This window comes from Ruegeria sp. AF7, from assembly GCF_056541885.1.
On the sequence record NZ_JBQFYX010000009.1, the window covers coordinates 87,423 to 111,413 of the forward strand.

The 23,991-nt window shown below is 58.0% G+C and carries 26 protein-coding genes; 13 read left to right on the forward strand and 13 right to left on the reverse strand.

Annotated features, from left to right (window positions below; genetic code table 11):
- The first annotated feature begins 814 nt into the window (after positions 1–814).
- Positions 815–1,540 (forward strand): DNA repair protein RecO, encoded by a 726-nt coding sequence (recO, locus tag ACR0AP_RS14705; protein ID WP_480507406.1) that lies wholly within the window; start codon positions 815–817, stop codon positions 1,538–1,540.
- On the opposite strand, the gene ACR0AP_RS14710 is transcribed toward recO, so the two are convergent.
- The 3 genes from ACR0AP_RS14710 to ACR0AP_RS14720 form a co-directional block, all read right to left on the reverse strand.
- A complete protein-coding gene (locus ACR0AP_RS14710; RefSeq protein WP_480507408.1) occupies positions 1,524–1,916 on the reverse strand; it encodes an META domain-containing protein in 393 nt (130 codons plus the stop codon). The genes recO and ACR0AP_RS14710 overlap by 17 nt on opposite strands.
- 40 nt (positions 1,917–1,956) lie before the next feature.
- The gene (locus ACR0AP_RS14715) at positions 1,957–2,511 is read right to left on the reverse strand and encodes a hypothetical protein (protein WP_480494620.1); all 555 of its coding nucleotides are present in this window, start codon (positions 2,509–2,511) and stop codon (positions 1,957–1,959) included.
- Positions 2,512–2,763: 252 nt separating this feature from the next.
- The gene (locus ACR0AP_RS14720; RefSeq protein WP_480507410.1) at positions 2,764–4,455 is read right to left on the reverse strand and encodes an acyl-CoA dehydrogenase family protein; all 1,692 of its coding nucleotides are present in this window, start codon (positions 4,453–4,455) and stop codon (positions 2,764–2,766) included.
- Positions 4,456–4,599: 144 nt separating this feature from the next.
- Here ACR0AP_RS14720 and ACR0AP_RS14725 point away from each other — a divergent pair, with 144 nt between their 5' ends.
- The gene (locus ACR0AP_RS14725; RefSeq protein WP_480507412.1) at positions 4,600–5,364 is read left to right on the forward strand and encodes a sulfite exporter TauE/SafE family protein; all 765 of its coding nucleotides are present in this window, start codon (positions 4,600–4,602) and stop codon (positions 5,362–5,364) included.
- 4 nt (positions 5,365–5,368) lie between these two features.
- On the opposite strand, the gene ACR0AP_RS14730 is transcribed toward ACR0AP_RS14725, so the two are convergent.
- From ACR0AP_RS14730 to ACR0AP_RS14740, 3 genes are all read right to left on the reverse strand, one after another.
- Entirely contained in the window at positions 5,369–5,914 is a 546-nt protein-coding gene (locus tag ACR0AP_RS14730) for a hypothetical protein (protein ID WP_480507414.1), read from the reverse strand.
- Positions 5,915–5,947: 33 nt separating this feature from the next.
- Positions 5,948–6,334: a hypothetical protein gene (locus ACR0AP_RS14735; RefSeq protein WP_348540404.1), complete on the reverse strand. Its 387-nt coding sequence runs from the start codon at positions 6,332–6,334 to the stop codon at positions 5,948–5,950.
- Between the two features lie 282 nt (positions 6,335–6,616).
- A complete protein-coding gene (locus tag ACR0AP_RS14740; RefSeq protein WP_480507416.1) occupies positions 6,617–8,215 on the reverse strand; it encodes a phosphoenolpyruvate carboxykinase in 1,599 nt (532 codons plus the stop codon).
- 343 nt (positions 8,216–8,558) lie between these two features.
- Between ACR0AP_RS14740 and ACR0AP_RS14745 the strand changes: the two genes are divergently transcribed.
- From ACR0AP_RS14745 to ACR0AP_RS14775, 7 genes are read left to right on the forward strand one after another with little or no spacing between them, the layout of a single operon-like run.
- A complete protein-coding gene (locus ACR0AP_RS14745; RefSeq protein ID WP_209506312.1) occupies positions 8,559–9,263 on the forward strand; it encodes a response regulator transcription factor in 705 nt (234 codons plus the stop codon).
- A gap of 31 nt (positions 9,264–9,294) precedes the next feature.
- Complete coding sequence (locus tag ACR0AP_RS14750; RefSeq protein WP_480507418.1) at positions 9,295–11,013, forward strand: ATP-binding protein; 1,719 nt, start codon at positions 9,295–9,297, stop codon at positions 11,011–11,013.
- Between the two features lie 3 nt (positions 11,014–11,016).
- Positions 11,017–11,487: an HPr kinase/phosphorylase gene (locus ACR0AP_RS14755; protein ID WP_480507420.1), complete on the forward strand. Its 471-nt coding sequence runs from the start codon at positions 11,017–11,019 to the stop codon at positions 11,485–11,487.
- Positions 11,484–12,365: an RNase adapter RapZ gene (rapZ, locus tag ACR0AP_RS14760; RefSeq protein WP_480507422.1), complete on the forward strand. Its 882-nt coding sequence runs from the start codon at positions 11,484–11,486 to the stop codon at positions 12,363–12,365. Before ACR0AP_RS14755 ends, rapZ begins: the two co-directional genes overlap by 4 nt.
- Positions 12,362–12,754: a PTS sugar transporter subunit IIA gene (locus ACR0AP_RS14765; protein ID WP_267364203.1), complete on the forward strand. Its 393-nt coding sequence runs from the start codon at positions 12,362–12,364 to the stop codon at positions 12,752–12,754. Before rapZ ends, ACR0AP_RS14765 begins: the two co-directional genes overlap by 4 nt.
- Before the next feature lie 16 nt (positions 12,755–12,770).
- The gene (locus tag ACR0AP_RS14770) at positions 12,771–13,040 is read left to right on the forward strand and encodes an HPr family phosphocarrier protein (RefSeq protein WP_209506323.1); all 270 of its coding nucleotides are present in this window, start codon (positions 12,771–12,773) and stop codon (positions 13,038–13,040) included.
- 40 nt (positions 13,041–13,080) lie between these two features.
- Positions 13,081–13,980, forward strand: coding sequence for a lysophospholipid acyltransferase family protein (locus tag ACR0AP_RS14775; protein ID WP_480507424.1), 900 nt, complete (start codon positions 13,081–13,083; stop codon positions 13,978–13,980).
- A gap of 47 nt (positions 13,981–14,027) precedes the next feature.
- Here the strand turns inward: ACR0AP_RS14775 and ACR0AP_RS14780 are convergent, their stop codons facing one another.
- Positions 14,028–14,903 carry a 3-hydroxybutyryl-CoA dehydrogenase gene (locus ACR0AP_RS14780; protein WP_209506328.1) on the reverse strand — a complete coding sequence of 292 codons (876 nt, stop codon included), beginning with the start codon at positions 14,901–14,903 and terminating at the stop codon, positions 14,028–14,030.
- Positions 14,904–15,068: 165 nt separating this feature from the next.
- Between ACR0AP_RS14780 and ACR0AP_RS14785 the strand changes: the two genes are divergently transcribed.
- On the forward strand, positions 15,069–15,872 hold the full coding sequence (locus tag ACR0AP_RS14785; protein ID WP_480494609.1) for a DUF6473 family protein: 804 nt from the start codon (positions 15,069–15,071) through the stop codon (positions 15,870–15,872).
- Between the two features lie 59 nt (positions 15,873–15,931).
- Here ACR0AP_RS14785 and ACR0AP_RS14790 read toward each other — a convergent pair whose 3' ends face one another.
- The 6 genes from ACR0AP_RS14790 to ACR0AP_RS14815 all read right to left on the reverse strand — a co-directional run bounded on the left by ACR0AP_RS14790 (position 15,932) and on the right by ACR0AP_RS14815 (position 20,198).
- Positions 15,932–16,861, reverse strand: coding sequence for an electron transfer flavoprotein subunit alpha/FixB family protein (locus tag ACR0AP_RS14790; protein WP_480494607.1), 930 nt, complete (start codon positions 16,859–16,861; stop codon positions 15,932–15,934).
- The gene (locus ACR0AP_RS14795) at positions 16,861–17,619 is read right to left on the reverse strand and encodes an electron transfer flavoprotein subunit beta/FixA family protein (RefSeq protein WP_209506332.1); all 759 of its coding nucleotides are present in this window, start codon (positions 17,617–17,619) and stop codon (positions 16,861–16,863) included. Before ACR0AP_RS14795 ends, ACR0AP_RS14790 begins: the two co-directional genes overlap by 1 nt.
- A gap of 200 nt (positions 17,620–17,819) precedes the next feature.
- Positions 17,820–18,392: a cob(I)yrinic acid a,c-diamide adenosyltransferase gene (locus tag ACR0AP_RS14800; protein ID WP_267364209.1), complete on the reverse strand. Its 573-nt coding sequence runs from the start codon at positions 18,390–18,392 to the stop codon at positions 17,820–17,822.
- Positions 18,392–18,595 carry a twin transmembrane helix small protein gene (locus ACR0AP_RS14805; RefSeq protein WP_209506337.1) on the reverse strand — a complete coding sequence of 68 codons (204 nt, stop codon included), beginning with the start codon at positions 18,593–18,595 and terminating at the stop codon, positions 18,392–18,394. Before ACR0AP_RS14805 ends, ACR0AP_RS14800 begins: the two co-directional genes overlap by 1 nt.
- A 76-nt stretch (positions 18,596–18,671) precedes the next feature.
- Positions 18,672–19,499: an SDR family NAD(P)-dependent oxidoreductase gene (locus ACR0AP_RS14810; RefSeq protein ID WP_480507426.1), complete on the reverse strand. Its 828-nt coding sequence runs from the start codon at positions 19,497–19,499 to the stop codon at positions 18,672–18,674.
- Between the two features lie 69 nt (positions 19,500–19,568).
- A complete protein-coding gene (locus ACR0AP_RS14815) occupies positions 19,569–20,198 on the reverse strand; it encodes an SH3 domain-containing protein (RefSeq protein ID WP_480483740.1) in 630 nt (209 codons plus the stop codon).
- Between the two features lie 201 nt (positions 20,199–20,399).
- Between ACR0AP_RS14815 and ACR0AP_RS14820 the strand changes: the two genes are divergently transcribed.
- The 3 genes from ACR0AP_RS14820 to ACR0AP_RS14830 all read left to right on the forward strand — a co-directional run.
- Entirely contained in the window at positions 20,400–22,748 is a 2,349-nt protein-coding gene (locus ACR0AP_RS14820) for a DNA topoisomerase IV subunit A (protein ID WP_480507428.1), read from the forward strand.
- Positions 22,749–22,844: 96 nt separating this feature from the next.
- Positions 22,845–23,438, forward strand: coding sequence for a hypothetical protein (locus ACR0AP_RS14825; RefSeq protein WP_480507430.1), 594 nt, complete (start codon positions 22,845–22,847; stop codon positions 23,436–23,438).
- A gap of 112 nt (positions 23,439–23,550) precedes the next feature.
- On the forward strand, positions 23,551–23,991 hold a 441-nt coding region (locus tag ACR0AP_RS14830; RefSeq protein WP_480507432.1), incomplete at its 3' end, for a GTP-binding protein.

Here is a 23,991-nt window from a genome sequence, read left to right on the forward strand (position 1 = left end):
CGATACCTTTGGAGGAAACCGCGCGAACTTCTAGGTGCACCTACTCGAAAGGCAAAAAAGACTGGCGATTGGACTGGTGACGCAAAGATATACGATGACGAGGGTTGCGAAATTTTGGTGCCGGTGGCCCATGCGCTTCCGCTTCTTTTGACTCCCTACTACGCCGGTATCCCAGTCGGACTAAATCCGAAAGAGGAAAGGCCAGCTTCCAAAGAACTGGCGGTTACGGTCCTCACCAACGCAGGTGCAGAGGTATCCAGATACACAACTGACGACCTATTCATTTCGCACAGACGGTTCGCAAGAGTAGCCGTCAAGATCGCTTACTCGGAGTATATCTTGCGCTTTAACCCAGCTTTCAGGTCGGCGGCGGTAAGCGCGTTCATCTGTCGAGACGAAGGTGACCCCGTGGATTTCTGTAGAGCGGTCCAAGAAGACAAGCCCGATGAGTGTTTGCACTTCGTCGGCTTCAAGGCAATGCGATGTGATGGTGACCCCACAAGCGATAGACTTGCGTGCCGGTTGCGTCTCTTCAGTTTCTTGGGTGTCCCGACGTTCTTTATTGACCTAGGACCAATTGATGTTGCTAGCGAACCGACAGACTTGGCGATTGGTCACGTCTGAGCGACAGCGGAAGCCGCCCTAGATGTTATCGACTCAGAAGGCGGCTTTGTCCGCATAGATGCCCAGCCCCCTCCCGTCGGACCAAGCGATTCACGTATCTTTCCGCGTTTGATGTGTAAAACCATTGCAGAACGGACCCCTTCACGATCTTCTGGGAACACCACAACTTATTCACCGACAGGACCCCGAATTGGACTGGCGCGATCACGGCATCCTACTGACCTCTCGACGCCATGGCGAAACCTCGGCGATTATCGAGGTCTTTACCGAATCCCACGGGCGTCATGCCGGTGTGGTGCGGGGCGGGACCAGCCGCAAGATCGCACCGATCCTGCAACCCGGCGCGCAGCTGGATTTGCTGTGGCGTGCGCGGCTGGAGGAACATATCGGCACCTTTCAGGTCGAACCTCTGCGCTCGCGCGCGGCGGCGGCGTTTTCCGGGCGGCTGGCCCTGTCCGGGCTGAACGCCGTCGTGTCGCTTTTGTCCTTCTGCCTGCCCGAACGAGAGGCGCATCCGGCGCTCTATACCCGGACCGAGCGGTTGATGGACCTGTTGGGACAGGATGAGATCTGGCCGCTGGCCTACCTGCGATGGGAACTGGCGTTGCTGGACGAGCTTGGCTTTGGCCTTGATCTGACCGCCTGCGCCGCGACCGGCACGACTGAGGGGCTGGTCTATGTGTCGCCCAAGACCGGGCGCGCTGTCAGTATCAAAGGGGCGGGGGAATGGGCAGACAAGCTGTTGCCGCTGCCGCCCTGCCTGCGGGGCGAAGGCACCGCGCCGGATGCCGAGATTGCGCAGGCTTTGCGCACAACCGGGTATTTCCTGAACCACCGCGTCGCCCCTGCGCTGGGGCATAACCCACTGCCCGAGGCGCGCGCGCGGTTTGTGGATCAGGTCACTCGGCGGCTGTGAACACCATCTCGTGCCCGTCCTCATTGCGCAGGATCAGCACATCGCCCGACACTTCGGATTGGGTCATGGCCAAAAGGGCGGCGAAATAGACCCCTTCGGCCTCAAGCCCGGCGCAGGCGGCCCGCGTTGCTCTCAGGTCCTGAATTTCGAACCACGGGTAGGGCGCGTTCAGCGTGCCGTCATAACTATTGCAGGGGGCATTTCCGGTGATCCTGCCCTCTTCTGGGAACCGTAGCAAGGCGCTGGCGGCAAAGGGCTGTCCGTCGATCTCCTGCAACGCCCATGTCCGGTCTGCCGCGCCATAAGCGGCAACGGATTCATCCCTGTCGCATTGAAACAGGGCCATCAAAGGCAGGGTCAGGATCAGGCGTGTCATGGCAGGGTTCTAGCGTATCAGCCCTATCGGCGAAACCGGGTCAGTAGGGCAATGACCCGTTCAGAAGCCGCTCGCGCACTTCCAGCCGGGGTGCCCAGTTGTATCGCGTATCCTCGCGCACCGGCGCCCAGAACAAGGCACCGCTGTTGCGCCAGGGGTCGAGGATGATACCGTCATACATCGTGTCCCCCTTGGCGCTGATCGATGCCGAATGGTGGATGATGCGAAACGGGGTCGGAGGCGACGTGGCCCAGTTCAGGTCCAGCGTCCGGAAATTTTCCTGCCGCAAGCGTTTGGTCATCGCTTCGGCCCAGTCATTGCACAGACCCTTTTCGCGGAACCCGTTGATGACCTTGGCATTGTGGATGATCGCCGGGTCGGTGACGTTCCAGTCCTGCTTCAGCTGCTGCGAATAGGCATAGGCAATCGTGGCCGCTTGCTGTGCCTCGGTCGGATCGACATTGGGCCCAAGCGCCTGGATCGACTGCGCCAGCGCGTCCACATCACTCCGGCTCACCGTCGGCTGAGACGTGGTGCAAGCCGCCAGAGCAAGAGCCGCAAGAACGGCCCAAATGGCAAGGAAAGGTCGGGTCATGCGGTATTCCAAAAGTTAATTTCGACGCCTCGTGTCCGGTTGATGCTGTACCGGTGAAAAGGGCGGGATCAAAGGGGGAAGTTTTGAAACACGCAGGTCAGATATGACCGTTACGCGGGCCGCGAGGGGCGATGGTATGTTTTGTACAAAACGTACTCTGCACGGTTCGGACCGCGTACAGATTGTACAAAACAGGAAAAAGACCCGGCGCAAGCGCCGGGCCAGTCGGGGAAACAGGACTGCCGGAATGGGTCACCCGAGCAGACGTCGTGCGATGACCTGTGCCTGAATTTCGGCAGCCCCTTCGAAAATGTTAAGAATACGCGCGTCACACAGAACGCGGCTGATCTTGTATTCCAGCGCGAAGCCGTTACCGCCATGAATCTGCAACCCGTTATCCGCCGCAGCCCAGGCCACACGCGCACCAAGCAGCTTGGCCATACCGGCCTCAAGGTCACAGCGCTGGCCGTGATCTTTTTCCCATGCGCTGAAATAGGTCAGCTGACGCGCGATCATGATTTCGACCGCCATCATCGCCAGTTTGCCAGACACGCGCGGGAAGTTGATCAGGGATTTTCCGAACTGCTTGCGGTCGATCGCATATTGCATGGCGATGTCCAGCGCACACTGTGCGACGCCGATGGCGCGGGCGGCAGTCTGGATGCGCGCACTTTCGAAGGTTTCCATCAACTGTTTGAAACCTTTGCCTTCTTCTCCGCCCAGCAGGTTCTCACCCTTGACGTGGAAGCCGTCAAAACCCAGCTCGTATTCCTTCATACCGCGATAGCCCAGAACCTCGATCTCGCCACCGGTCATGCCGGGGGTTGGGAAGAGGTTCTCGTCTGTGCCCGGTGTCTTTTCCGCCAGGAACATGGACAGGCCGCGGTGGTCGGTGCTGTCGGGGTTGGTCCGCGCCAGCAGGGTCATCACATGGGTTCGCGCGGCGTGGGTGATCCAGGTCTTGTTGCCGGTGATCTTGTAATCGCCATTCTCATCCTTGACCGCGCGCGTGCGCAGGCTGCCAAGGTCTGAACCGGTGTTAGGTTCCGTGAAAACGGCGGTCGGCAGGATCTCGGCACTGGCGATCTTTGGCAACCACTGTGCCTTTTGCGCGTCGGTGCCGCCCGCGATGATCAACTCGGCCGCAATCTCGGATCGGGTACCCAGCGAACCCACGCCGATATAGCCACGCGACAGTTCCTCGGACACCACGCACATCGACGCTTTGGACAGGCCAAACCCACCGAACTCCTCGGGGATGGTCAGACCAAAAACGCCCATTTCCGCCAGTTCTTCAATGATTTCCAGCGGAATCAGTTCATCCTTCAGGTGCCAGTCATGCGCGTTTGGTTCGACCTTTTCCTGCGCGTAGCGGCGGAACTGGTCCCGGATCATCTCAAGCTCTTCATCCAGACCGGACGCGCCGAACATCGTAGCTCCGGCCTGATCCTGCATCAGCGCAACCAGACGGCTACGTGCGGCCTGAGAATTGGCCCGTGCCATCAGGGTCTGTACTTCGGTCGATTGAAAGCCCGACAGCGCGTCCCAGCCAAGACCCATATCCTGAAGACGCACCACCTCGCCCTGGTTCATCGGAATACCGCCCGCGACCTGATGCAGATATTCGCCAAAGGCTATCTGGTGCAGCAACTGCTCGATCTCGCCAAATTTACCATCGGCTTGCAGCGCTTCTGCCCAGCGCTGCATCTGTTGCAGCGACTGCGAATATGTCGCCAGCCAGGCCAGACCATGCGCGGCGGTCTGATTTGCTTCGATCAATGCGCCAGAAACCCGGCCCTCAGCAGTCACCATGCCACGCACGGATGCGCGGGCTTTTTCAAAAACGGCGTCCACAGCAGGCACGGCGGCCCGCGTTAAATCCAGAAGATCGGGCAAAACTGCATCAGTTGTCATTTGGGTCATATCCTGTCCGTCATGGGCCATGAATCGCGTCCTTTCCTCGGTCGTCTGGTCATATCATGCTGCACGTGCAGCGCAACAAAAATACTCAATTTGCTGCTAGAAAGTTCAAAAATTACCTTATCATTTTTGCAATGCAGAAGAAAATCCAGATGATATCTAGAAGGCATGGACCTGTTTTCCCTTCTGTCGCCGCAAGAGCTGTTACTTGCCATCGCCGTCGCCTTTGCCGCCGGATGGGTCAAGGGCATGGTTGGATTTGCCATGCCCATGGTGTTTGTATCTGGCCTGAATTCGTTTCTGCCACCGGATCTGACCCTGGCAGGGCTTATTCTGCCGACCCTTGTCACCAATGGCGTTCAGGCTTTTCGCGGGGGCGCCAGCGCCGCACTCAGCTCTATTCGCCGGTTTCGGGTGTTCCTGGTGGTTGGCGGTATTTTTCTGGTGCTGAGCGCACAGCTGGTCACGCTGGTGCCCGGCTCGGTCTTCCTGCTGCTGATCGGCGCGTTCGTGTCCTTCTTCGCCCTTGTGCAGGTTCTGGGCGTCAGGCTGGTGCTAAATCATCCATCAACCGGTGTTGAGGCCGTTGTTGGCGGTGTCGCCGGGTTCGTGGGTGGCATGTCGGGCATTTGGGGTCCCCCCACAGTTGCATATCTGACGGCCTTGAATACCCCGAAGAAAGAGCAGATCCGAATTCAGGGTGTCATCTATGGATTGGGGGCGGTCATGCTGCTGGCCGCGCATGTCTGGTCCGGTTTTCTGCGCGTGCAAACGGTTCCGTTTTCAGTAATCCTGATCGTTCCTGCCATGCTAGGGATGTGGGTCGGATTGAAACTGCAGGATCGCATCGATCAGGCCAGCTTTCGCAAGGCCACGCTGTTCGTTTTGCTGTTGGCGGGCTTGAACCTGCTGCGGCGTGGCCTGATGGGCTGAAGCTCTAGTCCGGTCGCCTGTCTGCAAACCGGAACGCGAAATACAGACCCAGCATCAGAAAGAACAGGCCCGAAATGTCGCCGATCAGGAACGCGATGTACTCAACCGTTGCACTGCCAAAGACCAGATTGGTCAGGCCAGAGACCAGAAAGGATGTGGCTATGCCCACGCCCATAACGCAAATCCAGCAGGGTTTGCGGTTCGGGTTGGGGAACAGGTCCCATCCGACAGCCTTGAGCAGATAGAAAACCGCAGGTACCGTCAGGACTGCGACAGCAATTGCCAGCAGGCGGGTGGGCAGGAAAACATCCGTTCCCGCCAGATAGGCAAAGACGATGAACACACCCGGCAGCAATGCAAATACTGCGCGCCACCCCAGCAGCCAGGCCGACAGAACCCGGACGCCATGCGGCAAAAACAGCAGGCTCGCCCGGCTTGGGTATTCCGGAAAAAACACGTTCTGCATTGGCATCAGCACAGCGAAGGTCAGTATCGACGCAAGCACGTAAGCCAGTGAAGCCGCAAGGGTGTCAGTCGCCCAGCCGCGCATCGCAATTACCGCATCGTGCGCGCACGGGGCGCATCATCTGGGGGCATGAACGATGTACCGCCCGCGATTGGCGCTGCCGCTTTGCGAAAGATAGCCTTTTTCAACCAGCGATTTCAGCGCGCGGAAAAAAGTTGGGCGCGAAATGCTTTGAACCAAAGTATGCTCGATCAAACCGAACGTACGCACTTCTTGAGTGGATTTTGAAAGCTCTTCCGCGGCGTAGTAGATGTCGCGCTCAACCGGAGATAGTTTTTCCAGCCCAAGCGTCCGCTCCATGCTTTGCATCAGTTTGCGTAGTTCGGTGAGTTTCGAGATTTCCGTCATGGTGTTACCTGTAGTTTTCTGTGCCAACTGCGGCCTGTCCGCGACCATTTGAACCACGCTGATCGCAATACCAATCAGCCAGTCCCATGTTGACACTCATCCCCGTTTACTTAGACTAGAAGCCTGATTAGGTTGCTCAATTCAGCGTTGTGAGTGTGCGCATATGAGCTTCCACAAAGTCCTTTCAGTCAGTGCCCGGCGCGAATGTGCCGGGCTTTTTCGTCTCAACAGTAAATATGCCTAGCGCAGATCGCACTTTGAAACAACGCACTTGTATGTGCATTTAAAGACATACAACTATAAGATGAGTATTTAGTGGGCGGCTAAAGGAGCTGCGGATCGGCAAAAAGAAAGGGGCCCAGCGGCCCCTTTTTTCGTTTATCCGATTGCGACGGCTTTGATGTCGTCATCAATGAATGGCAGATACTGCTCGAAGTTCTCGGCAAACATCTGCACCAGTTTCTCGGCCTGCTTGTCGAAAGCGGCCTGATCATCCCAGGTCCGACGCGGGTCAAGCAGAACTTCGGGGACGCCCGGAACAGAGACGGGAACGTCAAAGCCGAAATTGGCGTCCTTGCGGAACTCGGCGTCGCGCAGCGAACCATCCAGCGCTGCGGTCAGCAGGGCACGGGTGGCCTTGATCGGCATCCGGCTGCCGACACCATAGGCGCCACCGGTCCAGCCTGTGTTGACCAGCCAGCAGGTCGCGCCATGCTGGGCGATCTTGTCACGCAGCAGGTTGCCGTAGACTTCCGGGCGGCGCGGCATGAACGGTGCGCCGAAGCAGGTTGAGAAGGTGGGTTGCGGTTCGGTTACGCCACGCTCGGTCCCGGCTACCTTTGAAGTGAAGCCCGACAGGAAGTGATACATTGCCTGTGCAGGCGTCAGCCGCGCGATCGGCGGTAGAACCCCAAAGGCATCGCAGGTCAGCATGATGATGTTCTTCGGATGACCACCCAGCGCGCTTTTCGAGGCGTTCGAGATATATTCAAGCGGATAGGCGCAACGCATGTTCGCTGTCAGCGAGTCGTCGTCGAAATCCAGTTCCTTGGTCTCGGGGTCAAAGACCATGTTTTCGATCACGGTGCCGAATTTCGAGGTGGTCGCGTAAATCTCCGGTTCGGCCTCGGCGTTCAGGTTTATGGTCTTGGCATAGCAGCCGCCTTCGAAGTTGAAGGTGCCCCGATCCGACCAGCCGTGCTCGTCATCTCCGATCAGCGTGCGCGAAGGATCGGCGGACAGGGTTGTCTTGCCAGTGCCGGACAAGCCAAAGAAAACGGCGGTGTCGACCGCGTTGCCGACTGCATGATTGGCCGAGCAGTGCATCGGCATCACGCCTTTTTCTGGCAGCATGTAGTTCAGTAGGGTGAATACGGATTTTTTGTTCTCGCCCGCATATTCGGTGCCGCCGATCAGGATCAGCTTGCGGTCGAAGTTCAATGCGATCACTGTTTCGCTGCGGCAGTTATGCTTGGCCGGGTCAGCCTTGAAGCTGGGGCAGTTGATGATGGTGAAGTCAGCCGTGAAATCATCCAGATCTTCGCGGTCGGGGCGGCGCAGCAGGTGACGGATGAACAGGTTGTGCCAGGCAAGCTCGGTCACCATGCGCACGTTAATCGCGTAGGTCGGGTCGGCACCACCGACGAGGTCCTGCACGAAATAGTCGCGGCCTTTCATATGGGCCAGCATGTCTTGGTAGAGGGCGTCAAATCCCTCGGAGCTCATCTCGGCATTGTTTTCCCACCAGATAGTGTCAGCCACGCTGCTGGTTTTGACGACATGCTTGTCCTTGGGCGAGCGACCGGTGAACTTGCCAGTGGTGACCAGAAAGGCACCGCCATTTCCAAGTGTACCTTCGCCGCGCTTCAGCGCTTCTTCGATCAGCGCCGGTTCCATGAAGTTATAATAGACATTGCCCAGACCCTCGATGCCCTGATCCTCGAGGCGGAATTGCGGGTTAACCCGTCCAGATGTCATGTGTGTCTTCTCCTGTGGCGGCGCGGGGCTTTGGGCCTGAGGCGCCTTTGGGGCAGTGTACCGGGAAAACCGGCGGTTGGGCGCGTCTTACCACGGTCGTTCAGGACATGAACAGGCGGGTTTGACGCAGTTAGCGCAACCAAGTTCGGGTTTAGCGCCATCACAATTTCAATGACCGAGAACCGGGCATATTTTTGCGGCCAAAAAGGCAAATTTGCCGCAGACCTGCCGCAACAAAGGCACGATTCGCAGTTACGGATTGATTCGGCGTCTTAAAACCGCCAACAATGCCTTACAAATAAGCGAATTATTGCGCGAGTGAGCAGGAATAGGGGTGAGCCCGATGTCAAAGATTGCACTTGTGGATGACGATAGAAACATTCTGACGTCTGTATCCATGACACTCGAAGCCGAAGGTTTCGAGGTTGAAACTTATAATGATGGCCAGGCCGCGTTGGATGCGTTCAACAAAAAGCTGCCTGATATGGCCGTACTCGATATAAAGATGCCGCGAATGGATGGCATGGATCTGCTGCAGCGGCTGCGTCAGAAAACGCAGATGCCGGTGATCTTTCTGACCTCGAAAGATGATGAAATCGACGAGGTTCTGGGTCTGCGCATGGGCGCGGATGACTATGTAAAAAAGCCCTTTTCGCAACGGTTGCTGGTTGAGCGCATCCGCGCCCTGCTGCGCCGGCAAGAGGCAACAAGCGGCGACGCGATTACGGCCAATAGCAACGACACAAAGGTTATGGAACGCGGCGACTTGCGGATGGACCCGCTGCGCCATGCGGTCAGCTGGAAAGGGAATGATGTATCCCTGACCGTGACCGAATTTCTGCTTCTTCAGGCACTGGCCCAGCGTCCGGGTTTCGTCAAAAGCCGCGATCAGCTGATGGATGTGGCCTATGATGATCAGGTTTATGTGGATGACCGGACGATCGACAGCCACATCAAGCGTCTGCGCAAGAAGATGCGCGCGGCTGATCCCGAGTTTTCGGCGATCGAAACCCTTTATGGTATCGGTTATCGGTACAACGAAGAATAGGCGCGACGCCAACAAGGGGTAATGGGCTCTCGTGCGCGACACCGAAGCAGCCAGCGAACTACGTGACGGTGACGTCGTTCTAGGGGATGACTGGGTCATTCCCGACGATTCCGAGTCAGCGGAACTGAGGGAAAAGCGGTCCCAGAGAAACCTGTTTTCTCTGCGAGGCTCGCCTTTGGCGCGCAAGATCATCACCTTTAACCTGATCGCACTGGTGATCCTGGTTACGGGGTTGCTGTATCTGGACGATTCGCGGAAAGAGACGGTTCAGCAAACGGCGCGCAATCTGCTTGGCGATGCGCAGCTGGTCAGCAACGTCTTTGAAACCCAACTGCGGCAGGGTGCGGCGCACAAGGCGCAGGATGCCGGTAACCTCGACGTCAGAGATACGCTGTCTGGATTGACACTTCCTGAAGGCGGGGAAGTCTTTGTTTATGACGCCAGTGGCACCCTGATTGGCTGGACACGTGGCGCCCCCCAGGCATCGGCCATGCCGGTTCTTCTGCAAACCAATTCCGAGCTGCAAACCGGCAGCACAGTGATCAGCGACACGCTGAACGCGGTGTGGATCGGTGTGTCGAACCTGCTCAACTGGTCGACCGAGGTCGAGGCGCCGACGCTGGCGCAGAGGGTACAGGGAATTATCCCGCAGGCGCTTGCAGGCCGTAGGCAGGTTCAGGCAGTTCAGGACGCCGCAGGTGAGACCGTTATTGTTGCGGCTGCGCCGATCCTTTACGAGGATACCCCTGCCGGAGCAGTTGCCATCACAGGCCCCGCCGGTGAGATCGACGCACTGGCCCGCCGCGAGCAGGAGCGCATTCTGCAAATGTTCGTGGTGGCTTTGCTGGTTTCGGTGGGCCTGAGCCTTGTGCTGGCTTCGACCATCGCCAACCCATTGGCGGACCTGGCCGCAGCGGCCGAAATGGGTAAGGATCGGGGCACAGGGGTCAATCCGGGGCGCATTCGCATACCTGATCTTAGCGCCCGTCCGGATGAAATCGGTCGCCTCAGCCGCGCTCTGCGGGGCATGGTGACTGCTCTGTATAATCGGATTGACGCAAACGAACAGTTCGCCGCTGATGTCGCCCATGAAATCAAGAACCCCCTGGCCAGCCTGCAATCTGCTGTTGGCACACTTCGTATGGTCAAGCGCGATGATCAGCGCGACAAGCTGCTGGGTGTAATCGAACATGACGTTCGGCGCCTGGACCGGCTGGTCAGCGACATCTCGAACGCGTCACGTCTTGATGCGGAACTGGTTAAGGAAGAAGAACAACCCTTTGATCTGCTCAAGCTGATTGGCAATATCGGTCAATATCTGGGAGAGGACGCGCGGTCCAAGGGGATCGACTATATCACCGATCTGCCATCCGAACCGATTGTCATCAACGGGCTTGAGGCACGGCTGGCGCAGGTGTTCGTCAATCTGATCACCAATGCCATTTCCTTCTGTGAAGAAAGTGATGCCATCCGCGTCTGGGTACGTCAGCGAGACAACCGTGTTCTTGTCGTGGTCGAAGACACCGGGCCGGGTATCCCGGAACAGGCCTTGACCAAAGTGTTCAAGCGTTTCTATTCGCAACGCCCGGCAGAGCATTTCGGCAACAATTCGGGGCTTGGTCTGGCCATCTCGAAACAGATTGTCGAAGCCCATGGCGGTGTAATCTGGGCTGAGAATATCCGCCCGACCGAAGCGGATATTACATCAGACCCGCTAGGGGCACGCTTTGTAGTGGGGTTACCTGTTTAACTCATGCAAGCAGGTTCTCTGTCAGACGCCAAAGACCGGGACAGCGCTTGTGTTCACGCTTCATGCGTAACAGTGGCCGGGCGCGGGCTTTTGATTGTCGGCGCTTCGGGCGCGGGAAAATCGGCTCTAGCACTGCAGATGATGGCCTATGGGGCGGGTCTGGTCGCGGATGATCGGGTCGACCTGTCAAGGCGGGACCATCAGGTCATTGCCGCCGCCGTGCCGCAGATACAGGGTTTGATCGAGGCCCGTCACATTGGTTTGATCAAAGCGGATGTATTCGGACCGGTCTCCTTGGACTATGTTGTGGATCTGGATCAAAATGAGCCACAGAGGTTACCTGCCGAGGCGACAATCGTGCTGCTGGGGCAAGCTGTTCCCTTGCTTCGCGGGGCGGGCGTGCCCAACTTGGCCGCAGCGTTGATGCAGCTTCTGAAGAATGGGCGTGTACACCCGGAATGGCCGAACAAATGACAGAGCAACGGCGGATCGTGCTGGTAACAGGCCCATCAGGGGCCGGAAGATCCACAGCCATTCATGTACTGGAAGACCTGGGTTTTGAGGCCATCGACAATCTGCCGATGGGCCTGCTGCTGCGCCTGCTGGACAGCGCGGACAGCGACCGCCCAATGGCGCTTGGCATTGACGCCCGCAATCGCGATTTCTCGACAATTGGGTTTATCGAACTGGCCGAAAGCCTGGGCCGCATGGCGCGGGTGGATTTGACCGTTTTGTATCTGGATTGCAGTGATGACGTATTGGTGCGCCGGTTTTCGGAAACCCGCAGGCGGCACCCTGTTGCCAAGAATGCCAGCCCTGAGACCGGTGTTCAGCGTGAAAAAGAGCTGCTGGCCCCCATACGCGAGATTGCAGATACCCTGATCGATACAAGCCAACTGAACGTGCACCAGTTACGGGAAGAAGTTGAAAACTGGTTTGCGCCCCAGGGGGGGCGACATCTGGCAGTTTCAATCGAGTCGTTTTCGTACAAGCGGGGCCTTCCGCGTGGGCTGGACATGGTCTTTGATTGCCGGTTTCTGGCGAACCCCTATTGGCGCCCCGAGTTGCGGGCGGCGGATGGGCGACACTCGGACGTTGCGCGCTATGTCCAATCGGATAAGAATTACGAACCCTTTCTTGGACGGGTGATGGATTTGCTTACCTTGTTGCTGCCGGCCTTTCGGGCCGAAGGAAAAGCACATCTGTCGGTGGCTTTCGGATGCACGGGTGGGCAACACAGATCCGTCGCAATGGCAGAAGCCGTTGCAAAGGCCCTTGCAGAGGATGGGCAGCAGGTGGCAATTAGGCATCGCGAGATGGAACGTCGGTCGTTGAATGTGAGGTCGGATTGATCGGAATTGTGATCGTTGCGCATGGCGGTTTGGCCCAGGAATACCTGGCCGCCACACAGCATGTGGTCGGGCCGCAGCCCGGCCTTGTGGCCATTGCGATCGAACCTGACCACGACAGGGATGAAAAACAGGCGGAAATCTGTCGTGCGGCTGACGCAGTGGATATGGGCGACGGTGTTGTCGTTGTAACCGACCTGTTCGGCGGCAGCCCTTCAAATCTCAGCCTGCGGGCCTGCGCCCCTCAGGATCGGCGGATATTGTATGGGGCAAACCTGCCAATGCTCATTAAATTGGCCAAAAGCCGCCACTTACCCGTTGGTGATGCTGTCCGTCAGGCAATGGAAGCTGGACGGAAATACATCAATGCGCAAAATGTGACATTGGACTAAAACCGGATTGATGAATATGACCACCCGAAGCCTGAAAATAATAAATGAAAAAGGTCTGCATGCCCGCGCTTCGGCGAAGCTGGTTGAGGTTGTGGAAGGTTTCGATGCGCATGCCGAGGTGTCGAAGGACGGGATTTCTGCGTCAGGCGACAGTATTATGGGCCTTTTGATGTTGGCAGCATCACGCGGAACAACTATTGACGTCGAGACCTCCGGACCGGATGCTGAAGCATTGGCAGAAGCTCTGGAAGCGCTTGTGAACGACAAGTTCGGAGAGGGGTTCTAAGCCGCCCTCGCCAGGACAGAAAGAACGGGAAGGCCAGGAATTGGCGGAAACGACGCACGAGACCAAGACAAGCCCGGTGGTGGATGGGACCGCAGATCAGGGCGAGATCTACGATCGTAGAACTCTGACCTATGCGAACTCTTTCGACGATGCCTGGACTTCGACGGCCATTCGCGCAATCGAATGGTGTACGGGCAAGCTGACCATTCTGCGGATGGTTAATAAATTCGAGAAAAAGAACGAACTTTACCGGGGGCAGCGGTTCTGGGGTGGCGCGCTTGAGGTAATGGGGATTGACCTGACCACACCGCAAGAACAGATCGCCCGTATCCCAAAAACCGGCCCCGTGGTTGTCGTTGCCAACCACCCTCACGGGATGGTGGACGGTATGATTCTGGCCGAGTTGATCGGGCGGGTCCGCAGTGATTATCGCATTCTGACCCGCTCGGTCCTGACGGGTCTTGATGAGGCCGCGACGTCTTTCATGATCCCGGTTCCGTTTCCGCATGACCCCGAGGCGCAGGCCAAGATGCTGGAAATGCGTGGCAAGGCGATGGACCATCTGAAAGACGGCGGTGTCGTGGCGCTGTTCCCGTCCGGTGTCGTCATGTCTTCGGATGACTGGTTTGGCCCTGCGGTCGAGCGCGAGTGGAATGTGTTCACCGCAAAAATGATCCGCCGTTCAGGCGCGCGTGTGGTGCCGATTTTCTTTCCCGGCAGCAACTCGCGCTGGTACCAGATCGCCAACAAGCTGTCGCCGATCCTGCGGCAAGGCTTGTTGCTGCATGAAATCGTCCGCTCGTGCAAAAAACCGCAATCGCCGGTCATTGGCGATCCGATCTCGGATCAGGACATGGAACAGTTGGAGAAAGACCCGCGTGGTTTCATGACCTGGCTCAGAAACCATACATTGTCGCTGGGCAAGTCAGGCAAGTCCTGACCCGTGTTTTCATCTAACCGATACCGTACCGGGCACGGGCGGTTTACTTAACGTGTCGGAACCGGCACCTCGCCGCGATAGTCATAGAAACCGCGCTGCGTCTTGCGCCCCAGCCATCCGGCCTCTACGTATTTGGTCAAAAGCGGGCAGGGACGATACTTGGTATCAGCCAGACCATCATGCAAGACGTTCATGATGGCAAGACATGTGTCCAGCCCGATGAAATCCGCCAGTTCCAGCGGCCCCATTGGATGATTCGCGCCCAGCTTCATCGATTGATCAATGGATTGGACGCTTCCGACACCTTCATACAGCGTATAAACGGCTTCGTTGATCATCGGCATCAGGATACGGTTAACGATGAAAGCCGGGAAATCTTCGGCGCTGGCAGCTGTTTTGCCCAACCGGTCCACGACCGCCTTGCAGGCTTTGAAGGTTTCCTCATCCGTTGCGATACCGCGGATCAGTTCCACCAGTTGCATGATCGGAACCGGGTTCATGAAGTGAAAACCCATGAAACGTTCAGGCCGGTCCGTACGGCTGGCCAAACGCGTGATGGAAATGGACGACGTATTCGACGTCAGGATCGTATGCGGCAGGAGGTGCGGTTGCAGATCTTCGAAAATGGCCTGTTTGACCGTTTCCCGCTCGGTCGCGGCCTCGATCACCAGATCGGTCTGTCCCAGCTGCGGCAATTCAAGGGTGGTTGTAATACGCTTCAGGGCCGCCTGCATCGCATCGTCAGTGATCTTGCCACGTGATGCCTGACGCGCCATGTTGCCTTCGATCGTGGCCATTGCGCTGTTCAACGCATCCTGACTGACATCATTCAGCAAGACATCGTATTCCGCCAAAGCCAGAACATGGGCAATGCCGTTGCCCATCTGACCCGCGCCAATCACCCCGACCGATTTAACTTCCATGTTCAGCTGCCTTTGCCCTGGAGGATACCGGGACAGTATCGGCAGACCGGGGCGGGCGGCAAGGGGATCGAACCGGTCAATTTTGCTTCAAATGCGCGCATTAGGAGATTCTCAATACCTAAGGCGGCAAATTGGCAATTGGGTGAAAAATTTGGGGGGCTTAATATGAGCTTTCATCGTGTAAGCAACGGCACAGAGGCCGCGTGCCAATATGCAGGATCAAATCTGTGGTTTCGGTCGCCGCCCGGAAATCTTGATACGCCTTATGTGGCCTGCCTGGGTGGAGAAGAGACGTTTGGCCGGTTCGTGGAATATCCGTACCCGGCATTGCTTGCAAAAAGGTTGCCGAAACCTTGTATCAATTTTGGTAACCTTTTTTGCGGGGCTGACGCGTTGCTTGCCGACCCGGGGGTATTAAACCTTGTCAACGGATCGGACCGTTGTGTGCTGCAAGTGCTGGACGTGCCCTGCCAGTCGAACAGGTTCTATCGCGTGCATCCGCGTCGGAATGATCGGTTTCTTGAACCTTCGCGCGATCTGCTGGATCTTTATCCCGAGGTCGATTTCACGGAAATCCACTTTGTCAGGCATTTGCTGGAACGGTTGCGGGCCACAAAGGACGCGCGCTTTGAGGTTGTGGCACAGGAGTTGCGAGAGACTTGGTTGCGCAACACATCCGAGCTGATACGCCGGATCAAGCCGGAGGTTGTTCTTCTCTGGCTGCATATACAGCGACAGGAGGACCGGCATCGCGACCTTGTCCTGCCCGACGCTGACATGATCGAACAGGTTCGACCGCAATGTGCCAGTGTCGTGGAATGCTCGGTCAGAGTGTCCTCCTTGTCAGACGAGATCGAGGACGTGTTGTTCGGGACGCTGCAACAGCCTGTGGCCGAGCATATGCTTGGCCCTTCAGCGCATAGGGAGATTGCTTTGAAGCTTGAGGTGGCTTTGAGGGGATTGAATTGAAAAAGGCCCGCTTGGTGGCGGGCCTTTGGTGGTTGAGGGGCTCAGATCCCGGGCTGTGGTCAGCCGAGCTTTTCGGTCAGTTCCGGGACCGCCTGGAACAGGTCGGCAACCAGTCCGAAGTCGGCGACCTGGAAGATCGGCGCTTCTTCGTCCTTGTTGATCGCAACGATGACCTTTGAATCCTTCATGCCCGCAAGGTGCTGGATTGCGCCCGAGATGCCGACGGCGACATAAAGATCGGGGGCAACAACCTTGCCGGTCTGACCCACTTGCCAGTCGTTCGGGGCATAGCCCGAGTCCACAGCGGCGCGCGACGCGCCAACCGCAGCACCCAGCTTGTCAGCCAGAGCTTCAATCAGCTTGAAGTCTTCTTCCGAGCCGACACCACGGCCGCCCGAGACAACAACGCCAGCCGAGGTCAGTTCCGGACGGTCACTTGCGGCCACCTTGTCTTCGACCCACGACGAAAGGCCGGGATTGTCGCCGACCGAGACGGTCTCGACCGCAGCCGAGCCGCCGGTCCCCGCCGCGTCGAAGGACGCTGTGCGGATGGTGACGACCTTCTTGGCGTCGTTCGACTTCACGGTCTGGATCGCGTTGCCCGCATAGATCGGGCGCTCAAACGTCGAGCCATCGACCACGCCCGAGGCATCCGAGATCACCATCACGTCCAGCAGGGCTGCGACGCGCGGCATTACGTTCTTGGCGTCGGTGGTCGCGGGGGCCACGATATGCTCGTACCCATCGGCCAGACCCACGATCAGCGCGGCGGTCGATTCCGCCAGGCGATGACCCAGCGATGCGTCTTCGGCAACCAGCACCTTGGACACGCCGTCGATCTTAGCGGCAGCCTCGCCGGCAGCGGCGGCCGAGCCACCTGCGGCCAGAACGGTCACGTCACCCAGCACCTTGGCAGCGTTTACTGCCTTGGCAGTGGCGTCCAGCGCCAGTTCGCCATTGTTGACTTCGGCAAGCAGAAGTACAGCCATTACACAGCCCCCACTTCTTTGAGTTTCGAAACCAGCTCATCCACCGAGCCAACGATGATACCTGCGGCACGTGCCGGCGGTTCTTCGGTCTTGACGATTTCCAGGCGCGGCGTGACGTCGACGCCGTAATCGGCGGCGGTTTTCTCATCCAGCGGCTTTTTCTTCGCCTTCATAATGTTGGGCAGCGACGCGTAGCGCGGCTCGTTCAGGCGCAGGTCAACGGTCACGATGGTCGGCATCTTGACGCTGATGGTCTGCAACCCGCCATCCACCTCGCGGGTGATCTTGGCACTGTCGCCTTCGATATCCAGTTCCGAGGCAAAGGTGCCCTGCGACCAGCCCAACAGGGCCGACAGCATCTGACCGGTGGCGTTCATGTCGTTGTCGATCGCCTGCTTGCCCGCCAGAACGATGCCGGGCTGCTCTTCCTCGACCACCTTGGCCAGGATCTTGGCAACTGCCAGCGGCTCGATATCGGTGTGCACATCATCCGTCGCAACAACAAGGATCGCGCGGTCGGCACCCATGGCCAGCGCGGTCCGCAGCGTCTCTTGCGCCTGCTTCACACCAATCGAAACGGCAACAACTTCGTCTGCCTTGCCAGCCTCTTTCAGGCGAATGGCCTCTTCAACCGCAATCTCGTCGAACGGGTTCATCGACATTTTGACATTGGCGAGATCAACACCGCTACCGTCCGCTTTCACGCGGACCTTCACATTGTAGTCAATCACGCGTTTGACAGGTACCAGTACCTTCATTGTAGCGCTTTCTCCTCAAAAAAACGGCAAGCCGCGAAGGCGACTCCACCAATGCTCTCGTCGGACTTGATAACGTCTGCTGCACCCGCAAAACAGAGCAAAATCGTCACGTCGTCGCGTCGGGACGTCGCGTTTTGCAGTTTTTTACCTTGAGGCACGCAAGATTGTTGCCCGAACTGGGCCTGTTTTCAGTGAAATATTCAGCGGTTTGCGCCGGGAACCCACAGCACGTCGTCCTTGCCATCGTTATTTGCGCACCGGGCCGCGACGAAAAACCAGTCACTTAGCCGGTTGAGGTATTTGACGGCCACATCGTTAACCGGTTCCATATTCGTCAACTCGACCGCCAACCGCTCGGCGCGACGCGATACGGTGCGGCACACGTGCAAATGCGCGGCCAGCCGCGAACCGCCCGGCAGGATGAAGCTGCGCAGCGGTTCCAGTGTTTCGTTCATGATGTCAATTTCGGCTTCCAGCCGGTCGATCTGAGCGGATACGATTCGCAGCGGTGGATAGTCCGCTTCGGCATCCTTCTCCATTTCAGGGCGGCAGAAATCAGCGCCAAGATCAAACAGGTCGTTCTGAATCCGCGACAAGGCGGCATCGACTTCGCCTTCGGCCTCGGTGCGGGCCACGCCAACAAAAGAGTTCAGCTCGTCCACTGTTCCGTAGGCGGCAACGCGGCCCGAATACTTTGCCACACGCTCGCCATTGCCCAGAGCGGTTTTGCCGTCGTCGCCGGTGCGCGTGTAGATTTTGTTGAGCACAACCATTACTGCACCCCTTGCCCGCGTAGATAGACGTATAGCACGATCAAAATAACGGCGATGAACTGAAAGAGGATACGCAGGCGCATCATCTTGTTGCTTTTCTTAGCTGCTTCCATGCCGCTTTTGCCGAAATTCGCGATTCCCAGGGCTAACACAACGACAACCGCCGCCATGGCCAGAAGCAGAATGACCATTAAAGGGTCCATTTAAAGTCACCGTCCGGTTTTTTCGATTATCCCCATCTAGCGTCAAGGTGACGAAAAGCGAACGGGAAATAACGTCTCAGATATCCGAAAGGATGCGATCCGTGGCTTTTGTGGGCAGAATCCGGCGCAGAACCCCTGCGACATATGTCGGGGTGGTCACATAGTAGCGTGGTTTGGGGCGGCGCGCCTCGACCGCATGGGCCAGCTTGTCGGTGACAGCAGAGGCGGGCAGTTCGAACCGGTCGGGCGCACTGTTTTCGTATAGTCGCTTCAGCAGCGAACCTTCGTATTTTTCCCGCAGGGCCGAGTTCTCCCAGTCGATGTATTTTTCGAACACCGGGATTGCCTTTTCCCTGAGCTTTGAGGTGATCGGGCCGGGCTCGATCAAAACGACCTGAATGTCTGTATCCCGCAGCTCCAGCCGCAAGGTGTCGGTCAGTCCTTCGATGGCGTATTTTGTGGCGACATATGCGCCGCGCCAGGGGAATGCGACAAGACCAAGTACCGAGGAACATTGCACGATCCGGCCGTGACCCTGTTCCCGCATGACGGGAATAACCTGTCGGGTCAGTTCGTGCCATCCAAAGACATTGGTTTCAAAGATATGACGCAGAGCGTCTGTCGGGACGTCTTCAACCGCACCGGGCAGCCCGTGCGCGCCGTTGTTGAACAGCGCGCCCAGTGTTCCGCCCGTTGCCTCAAGTACATATGACAATCCCGAGGAAATGCTGTCGGGTTCGGTATAGTCGATTCTGGGGCTTTCAAACCCTTGCGCGCGCAGGCGGTCACAGTCGCGCTGCTGTCGGCAGGATGCAAACACACGCCAGCCTCGCGCACGCATTCCGTGTGCTGCGTCCAGCCCAATGCCCGACGAGCATCCCGTAATAAGAATCGATTTCTGCATGTGCCTTCCGAAGCTGAACCCCGCCAAAAGCTAGGGCGGGGTTTGCAGCAGGGCAATGACGTCCGGGCGTCAGTTTGATGTTTTCCGGACAAGTGATGCTGAAATCCACCCAACCTGTTGCGCGGGCAACACGCGCAGGCGCAGCCAGCCGGTGCCGGAATCGCTCAGGACCTCGACCCTTTGGCCAAGCGCGGCCTTGCCGATGATGGGATAGATCGTGCCGGGGCCATCGCGCAGATTGACCCGGGTGCCCGAAATCTCGCGGATGTCGGTCTGGGCCTCGGCAGGCGTGGGCAGTTCGACTGTGGGCAACTCGGCGTCGGTGACCACCTGCTCCAGTGCGGTCACACCCTGTTCCAGTGATGCCAGGGTCAGGGTCACGCTTTCGTCTTGAAACAGCGAGGGATTGGCTTTCAGGCCAGCCGCGACCTGCGAGAGGAGGGCCTTTGTTTCGGTCTCACCCAATTGGGTTACCGCCTCGGCAACAGGTGGAACCACCAGAGCGGGTTTGACTGCGGCACGGGTGACCAAATCTTCGACAGGTGCAGGCTCAACGACCGGGGCAACCGGTTCTGCCACTACGGCCACGCGTCCCGGTTTGGCAGGGCGCACGCCGCGCGGTTCAAAATCAGGGCCACCGCTCATCACGTAAAAGGTCCAGCCGAGCGCGGCAAAGGTAACAAGTATCAGGCGCGTCATGGCGCATCCCCCAAAGCAATCGTAACATCAACAAATGGCAGCAAATCAATTGATGAGATCTTAGCATATTTCGGGGGACGAGTCGAAAAATGGGGGAAAACAACACGGTGTCTCCCCCTGTTGCAAAAAGCACGACTTTTCCCCAGCAATTTATGTGCTGCTCGCTTTACCAAGGCGCACTTGCGTCGTATCACATCATATATGAACGATACGATCGATGACCCCAACATGCAGGCCCCCACAGGTGGGGGCGAGGTGGCGGAACCGCTGCGCCGTGCGATTGGTGAGCGGTACCTGACTTATGCGCTGTCCACCATCATGCACCGGGCGCTGCCCGATGCACGGGACGGGTTGAAGCCGGTTCACCGCCGAATCCTCTATGCGATGAGAGAGTTGCGACTCAGTGCAACCGGAGGTTTCCGGAAGTCTGCCAAGATTTCCGGCGACGTGATGGGCAACTATCACCCGCATGGCGACGCCGCGATCTATGACGCGATGGCGCGTCTGGCACAGGATTTCAACGTCCGCTATCCGCTGGTCGACGGGCAGGGGAACTTTGGCAATATCGACGGCGATAACCCGGCAGCCTCGCGCTATACCGAGGCGCGGATGACCATCGTGGCCGAAGCGCTGCTGGAAGGGTTGAACGAAGACGCCGTTGATTTCCGCGACAACTATGATGGCACGCTGACCGAACCGGTCGTGCTGCCCGCACAGTTCCCGAATCTGCTGGCCAATGGCGCAAGTGGTATCGCGGTGGGGATGGCGACGAATATCCCACCGCACAACATCTCGGAACTCTGCGATGCATGTCTGCACCTGATCAAGACACCGGACGCGCGCGATGACACGTTGCTGAACTACGTGCCGGGCCCTGACTTCCCGACCGGAGGTGTGATTGTCGAGCCGCCCGAGAATATCGCGCAAGCCTATCGCACCGGACGCGGTTCGTTCCGTTTGCGCTGCAAGTACGAGGTCGAGGATCTGGGGCGCGGTCAGTGGCAGATCATCGTCACCGAGATTCCCTATCAGGTTCAGAAGTCCAAGCTGATCGAGAAGATCGCCGAGCTGATCCAGACCAGGAAAATCCCGATCCTCGCCGATGTACGCGATGAATCCGCCGACGATATCCGCCTGATCCTCGAACCGCGCTCGAAGAACGTGGACCCCGAGGTGCTGATGGGCATGCTCTATCGCAACTCGGACCTTGAGGTGCGGTTCAGCCTGAACATGAACGTGCTGATCGACGGCGTGACGCCCAAGGTCTGCTCAATGAAGGAAGTGCTGCGCGCCTTCCTGGATCACCGACAAGAGGTGCTGATCCGCCGCTCGCGCCACCGCATGGCCAAGATCGACCACAGGCTGGAAGTGCTCGAAGGCTTTATCGTCGCCTTCCTGAACCTCGACCGTGTGATTGACATCATCCGCTATGACGACGACCCCAAAGCCGCGCTGATGCGCGAGGATTGGGGGATTGACCATATCCGCGCCACCAGCGAGGCCGACTATGTCTCACCCAGACCGGGTGAGGGCGAGTTGTCTGAGGTTCAGGTTGACGCGATCCTCAACATGCGCCTACGCAGCCTGCGTCGTCTGGAAGAGATGGAGCTGGTCCGCGAACGCGATGAGTTGATGCTGGAACGTGCCAACCTCGAAGACCTGCTGGCCGACGAAGGCCTGCAATGGGCCAGGATTGCCGAGCAGTTGAAAGAGACGAAAAAGACCTTCGGCAAAGATTACGAAGGCGGCGCGCGCCGCACGCGGTTCGCCGAAGCGGGCGAGGTCGAAGAGGTACCGCTTGAGGCGATGATCGACCGCGAACCGATCACGGTCGTCTGTTCTCAGATGGGCTGGATTCGCGCCATGACCGGTCATATCGACCTGACCCGTGAATTGAAGTTCAAGGATGGCGACGGGCCGCGCTTTATCTTCCATGCGGAAACGACCGACCGGTTGCTGGTCTTCGCTTCGAACGGGCGGTTCTACACTGTCAGCGCGGCCAACCTGCCCGGCGGGCGGGGTATGGGTGAACCCCTGCGCCTCATGGTCGACCTGCCGAACGAAGCACGGATCATCGATATCCTGATTCACAAACCAGGGCGCAAGCTGCTGGTGGCCTCGGATGCGGGCAACGGGTTCATGGTGCCCGAAGATGACGTGCTGGCCCAGACGCGAAACGGCAAGCAGGTGCTGAACGTCAAGGACGACGAAACAGCAGTGATCTGCAAACCGGTCGAGGGCGACCACGTTGCAATCGTGTCGCAGAACGGCAAGTTCCTTGTCTTCCCGACCGAGGAATTGCCCGAAATGACCCGCGGCAAGGGTGTGCGTCTGCAAAAATACAATATGGCACGCGGGCGGCAGGGGACGCTGGAACTGGATGGCGGTCTGTCAGACATCACCACCTTCAACTGGGAGGAGGGCCTGAAATGGTCCATGGGGGGCGACAAGACCCGGCATGAGGCAGATATGTCCCAATGGCTGTCCAAGCGCGCCAGCGTGGGGAAAAAGCCGCCCTATGGTTTCCCGAAGGACTATAAGTTTTCGTGATCCGGCCCCGGTTGCGGTATAAATCCACCGATACGGCTTGGCACAACCCGTATCGGTGCGCTAGACCAAAGAAAAACAGGCCTATCGAGACGAGACATGTTGCGCATTCTGACGCTGATCACCGGACTGGCCCTGCTGGGCGCTTGCACGCAGACACAGGTTTATGAACCGCCCGAGTCGCTGGGGGAATTCAAGCTGCGGGTCAACTACGCCTTCGCAGACAAGGCCGTGCAAGGGCCAGTGTCGCGCGATGCAACGCCCGACGAATGGACGAAGGCCATCCAGAATGCGGTCGATATTCGCCTGGGCCGTTATGAAGGAACGCAGGAATATGACATCGGGATCAGCCTGGAAGGCTACATGCTGGCGCCTCCGGGAATCCCGATCATCTACAATCCCAAAAGCACCGCGATTGTGCTGGTCAATGTCTATGACGTGAAGAAAGAAAAGTTTCTGGCCAAGGGAAAGCAGTTCCAGGTGCTGGAAGACACGACCGGAGGCAGTGCGCTGAAAGGGTCGGGGCATGAGCGTTCCAAAGAGGAACAGATGGCGGGTCTGTCATTGAAAGTTGCCGACCGGGTCGAAGAGTGGCTGGCTGAAGAACATGAAGAGAATGGTTGGTTCGAAAAACGGCCAGCCCTGATCCAGCCCCTCGATTCCACCGAGGTTACGCAAAATCCGGCGGGATAAGCGCATTTCCCTCAGGATGTGCTTGATTTTCCCCTTTGAACCAAATATCTCGCGCGCGCAGATAGTAACCCGGGACCAAGGGTCCCCCAAATCGCAAAAGGGCGCCTGAGGAATGGCAAAGGAAAAGTTTGAGCGTAATAAGCCGCACGTCAACATCGGCACGATTGGGCATGTTGACCACGGCAAGACGACGCTGACCGCAGCAATCACCAAGTATTTCGGTGACTTCAAGGCGTATGACCAGATTGACGGCGCGCCGGAAGAGAAAGCCCGCGGCATCACCATCTCGACCGCGCACGTGGAATACGAGACCGACGCGCGCCACTATGCGCATGTCGACTGCCCCGGCCACGCTGACTACGTCAAGAACATGATCACCGGTGCCGCTCAGATGGACGGCGCGATCCTGGTTGTGAACGCAGCAGACGGCCCGATGCCGCAAACCCGCGAGCACATCCTGCTGGGCCGCCAGGTTGGCATCCCGAAGATGGTCGTGTTCATGAACAAAGTTGACCAGGTTGACGACGAAGAGCTGCTGGAACTGGTGGAAATG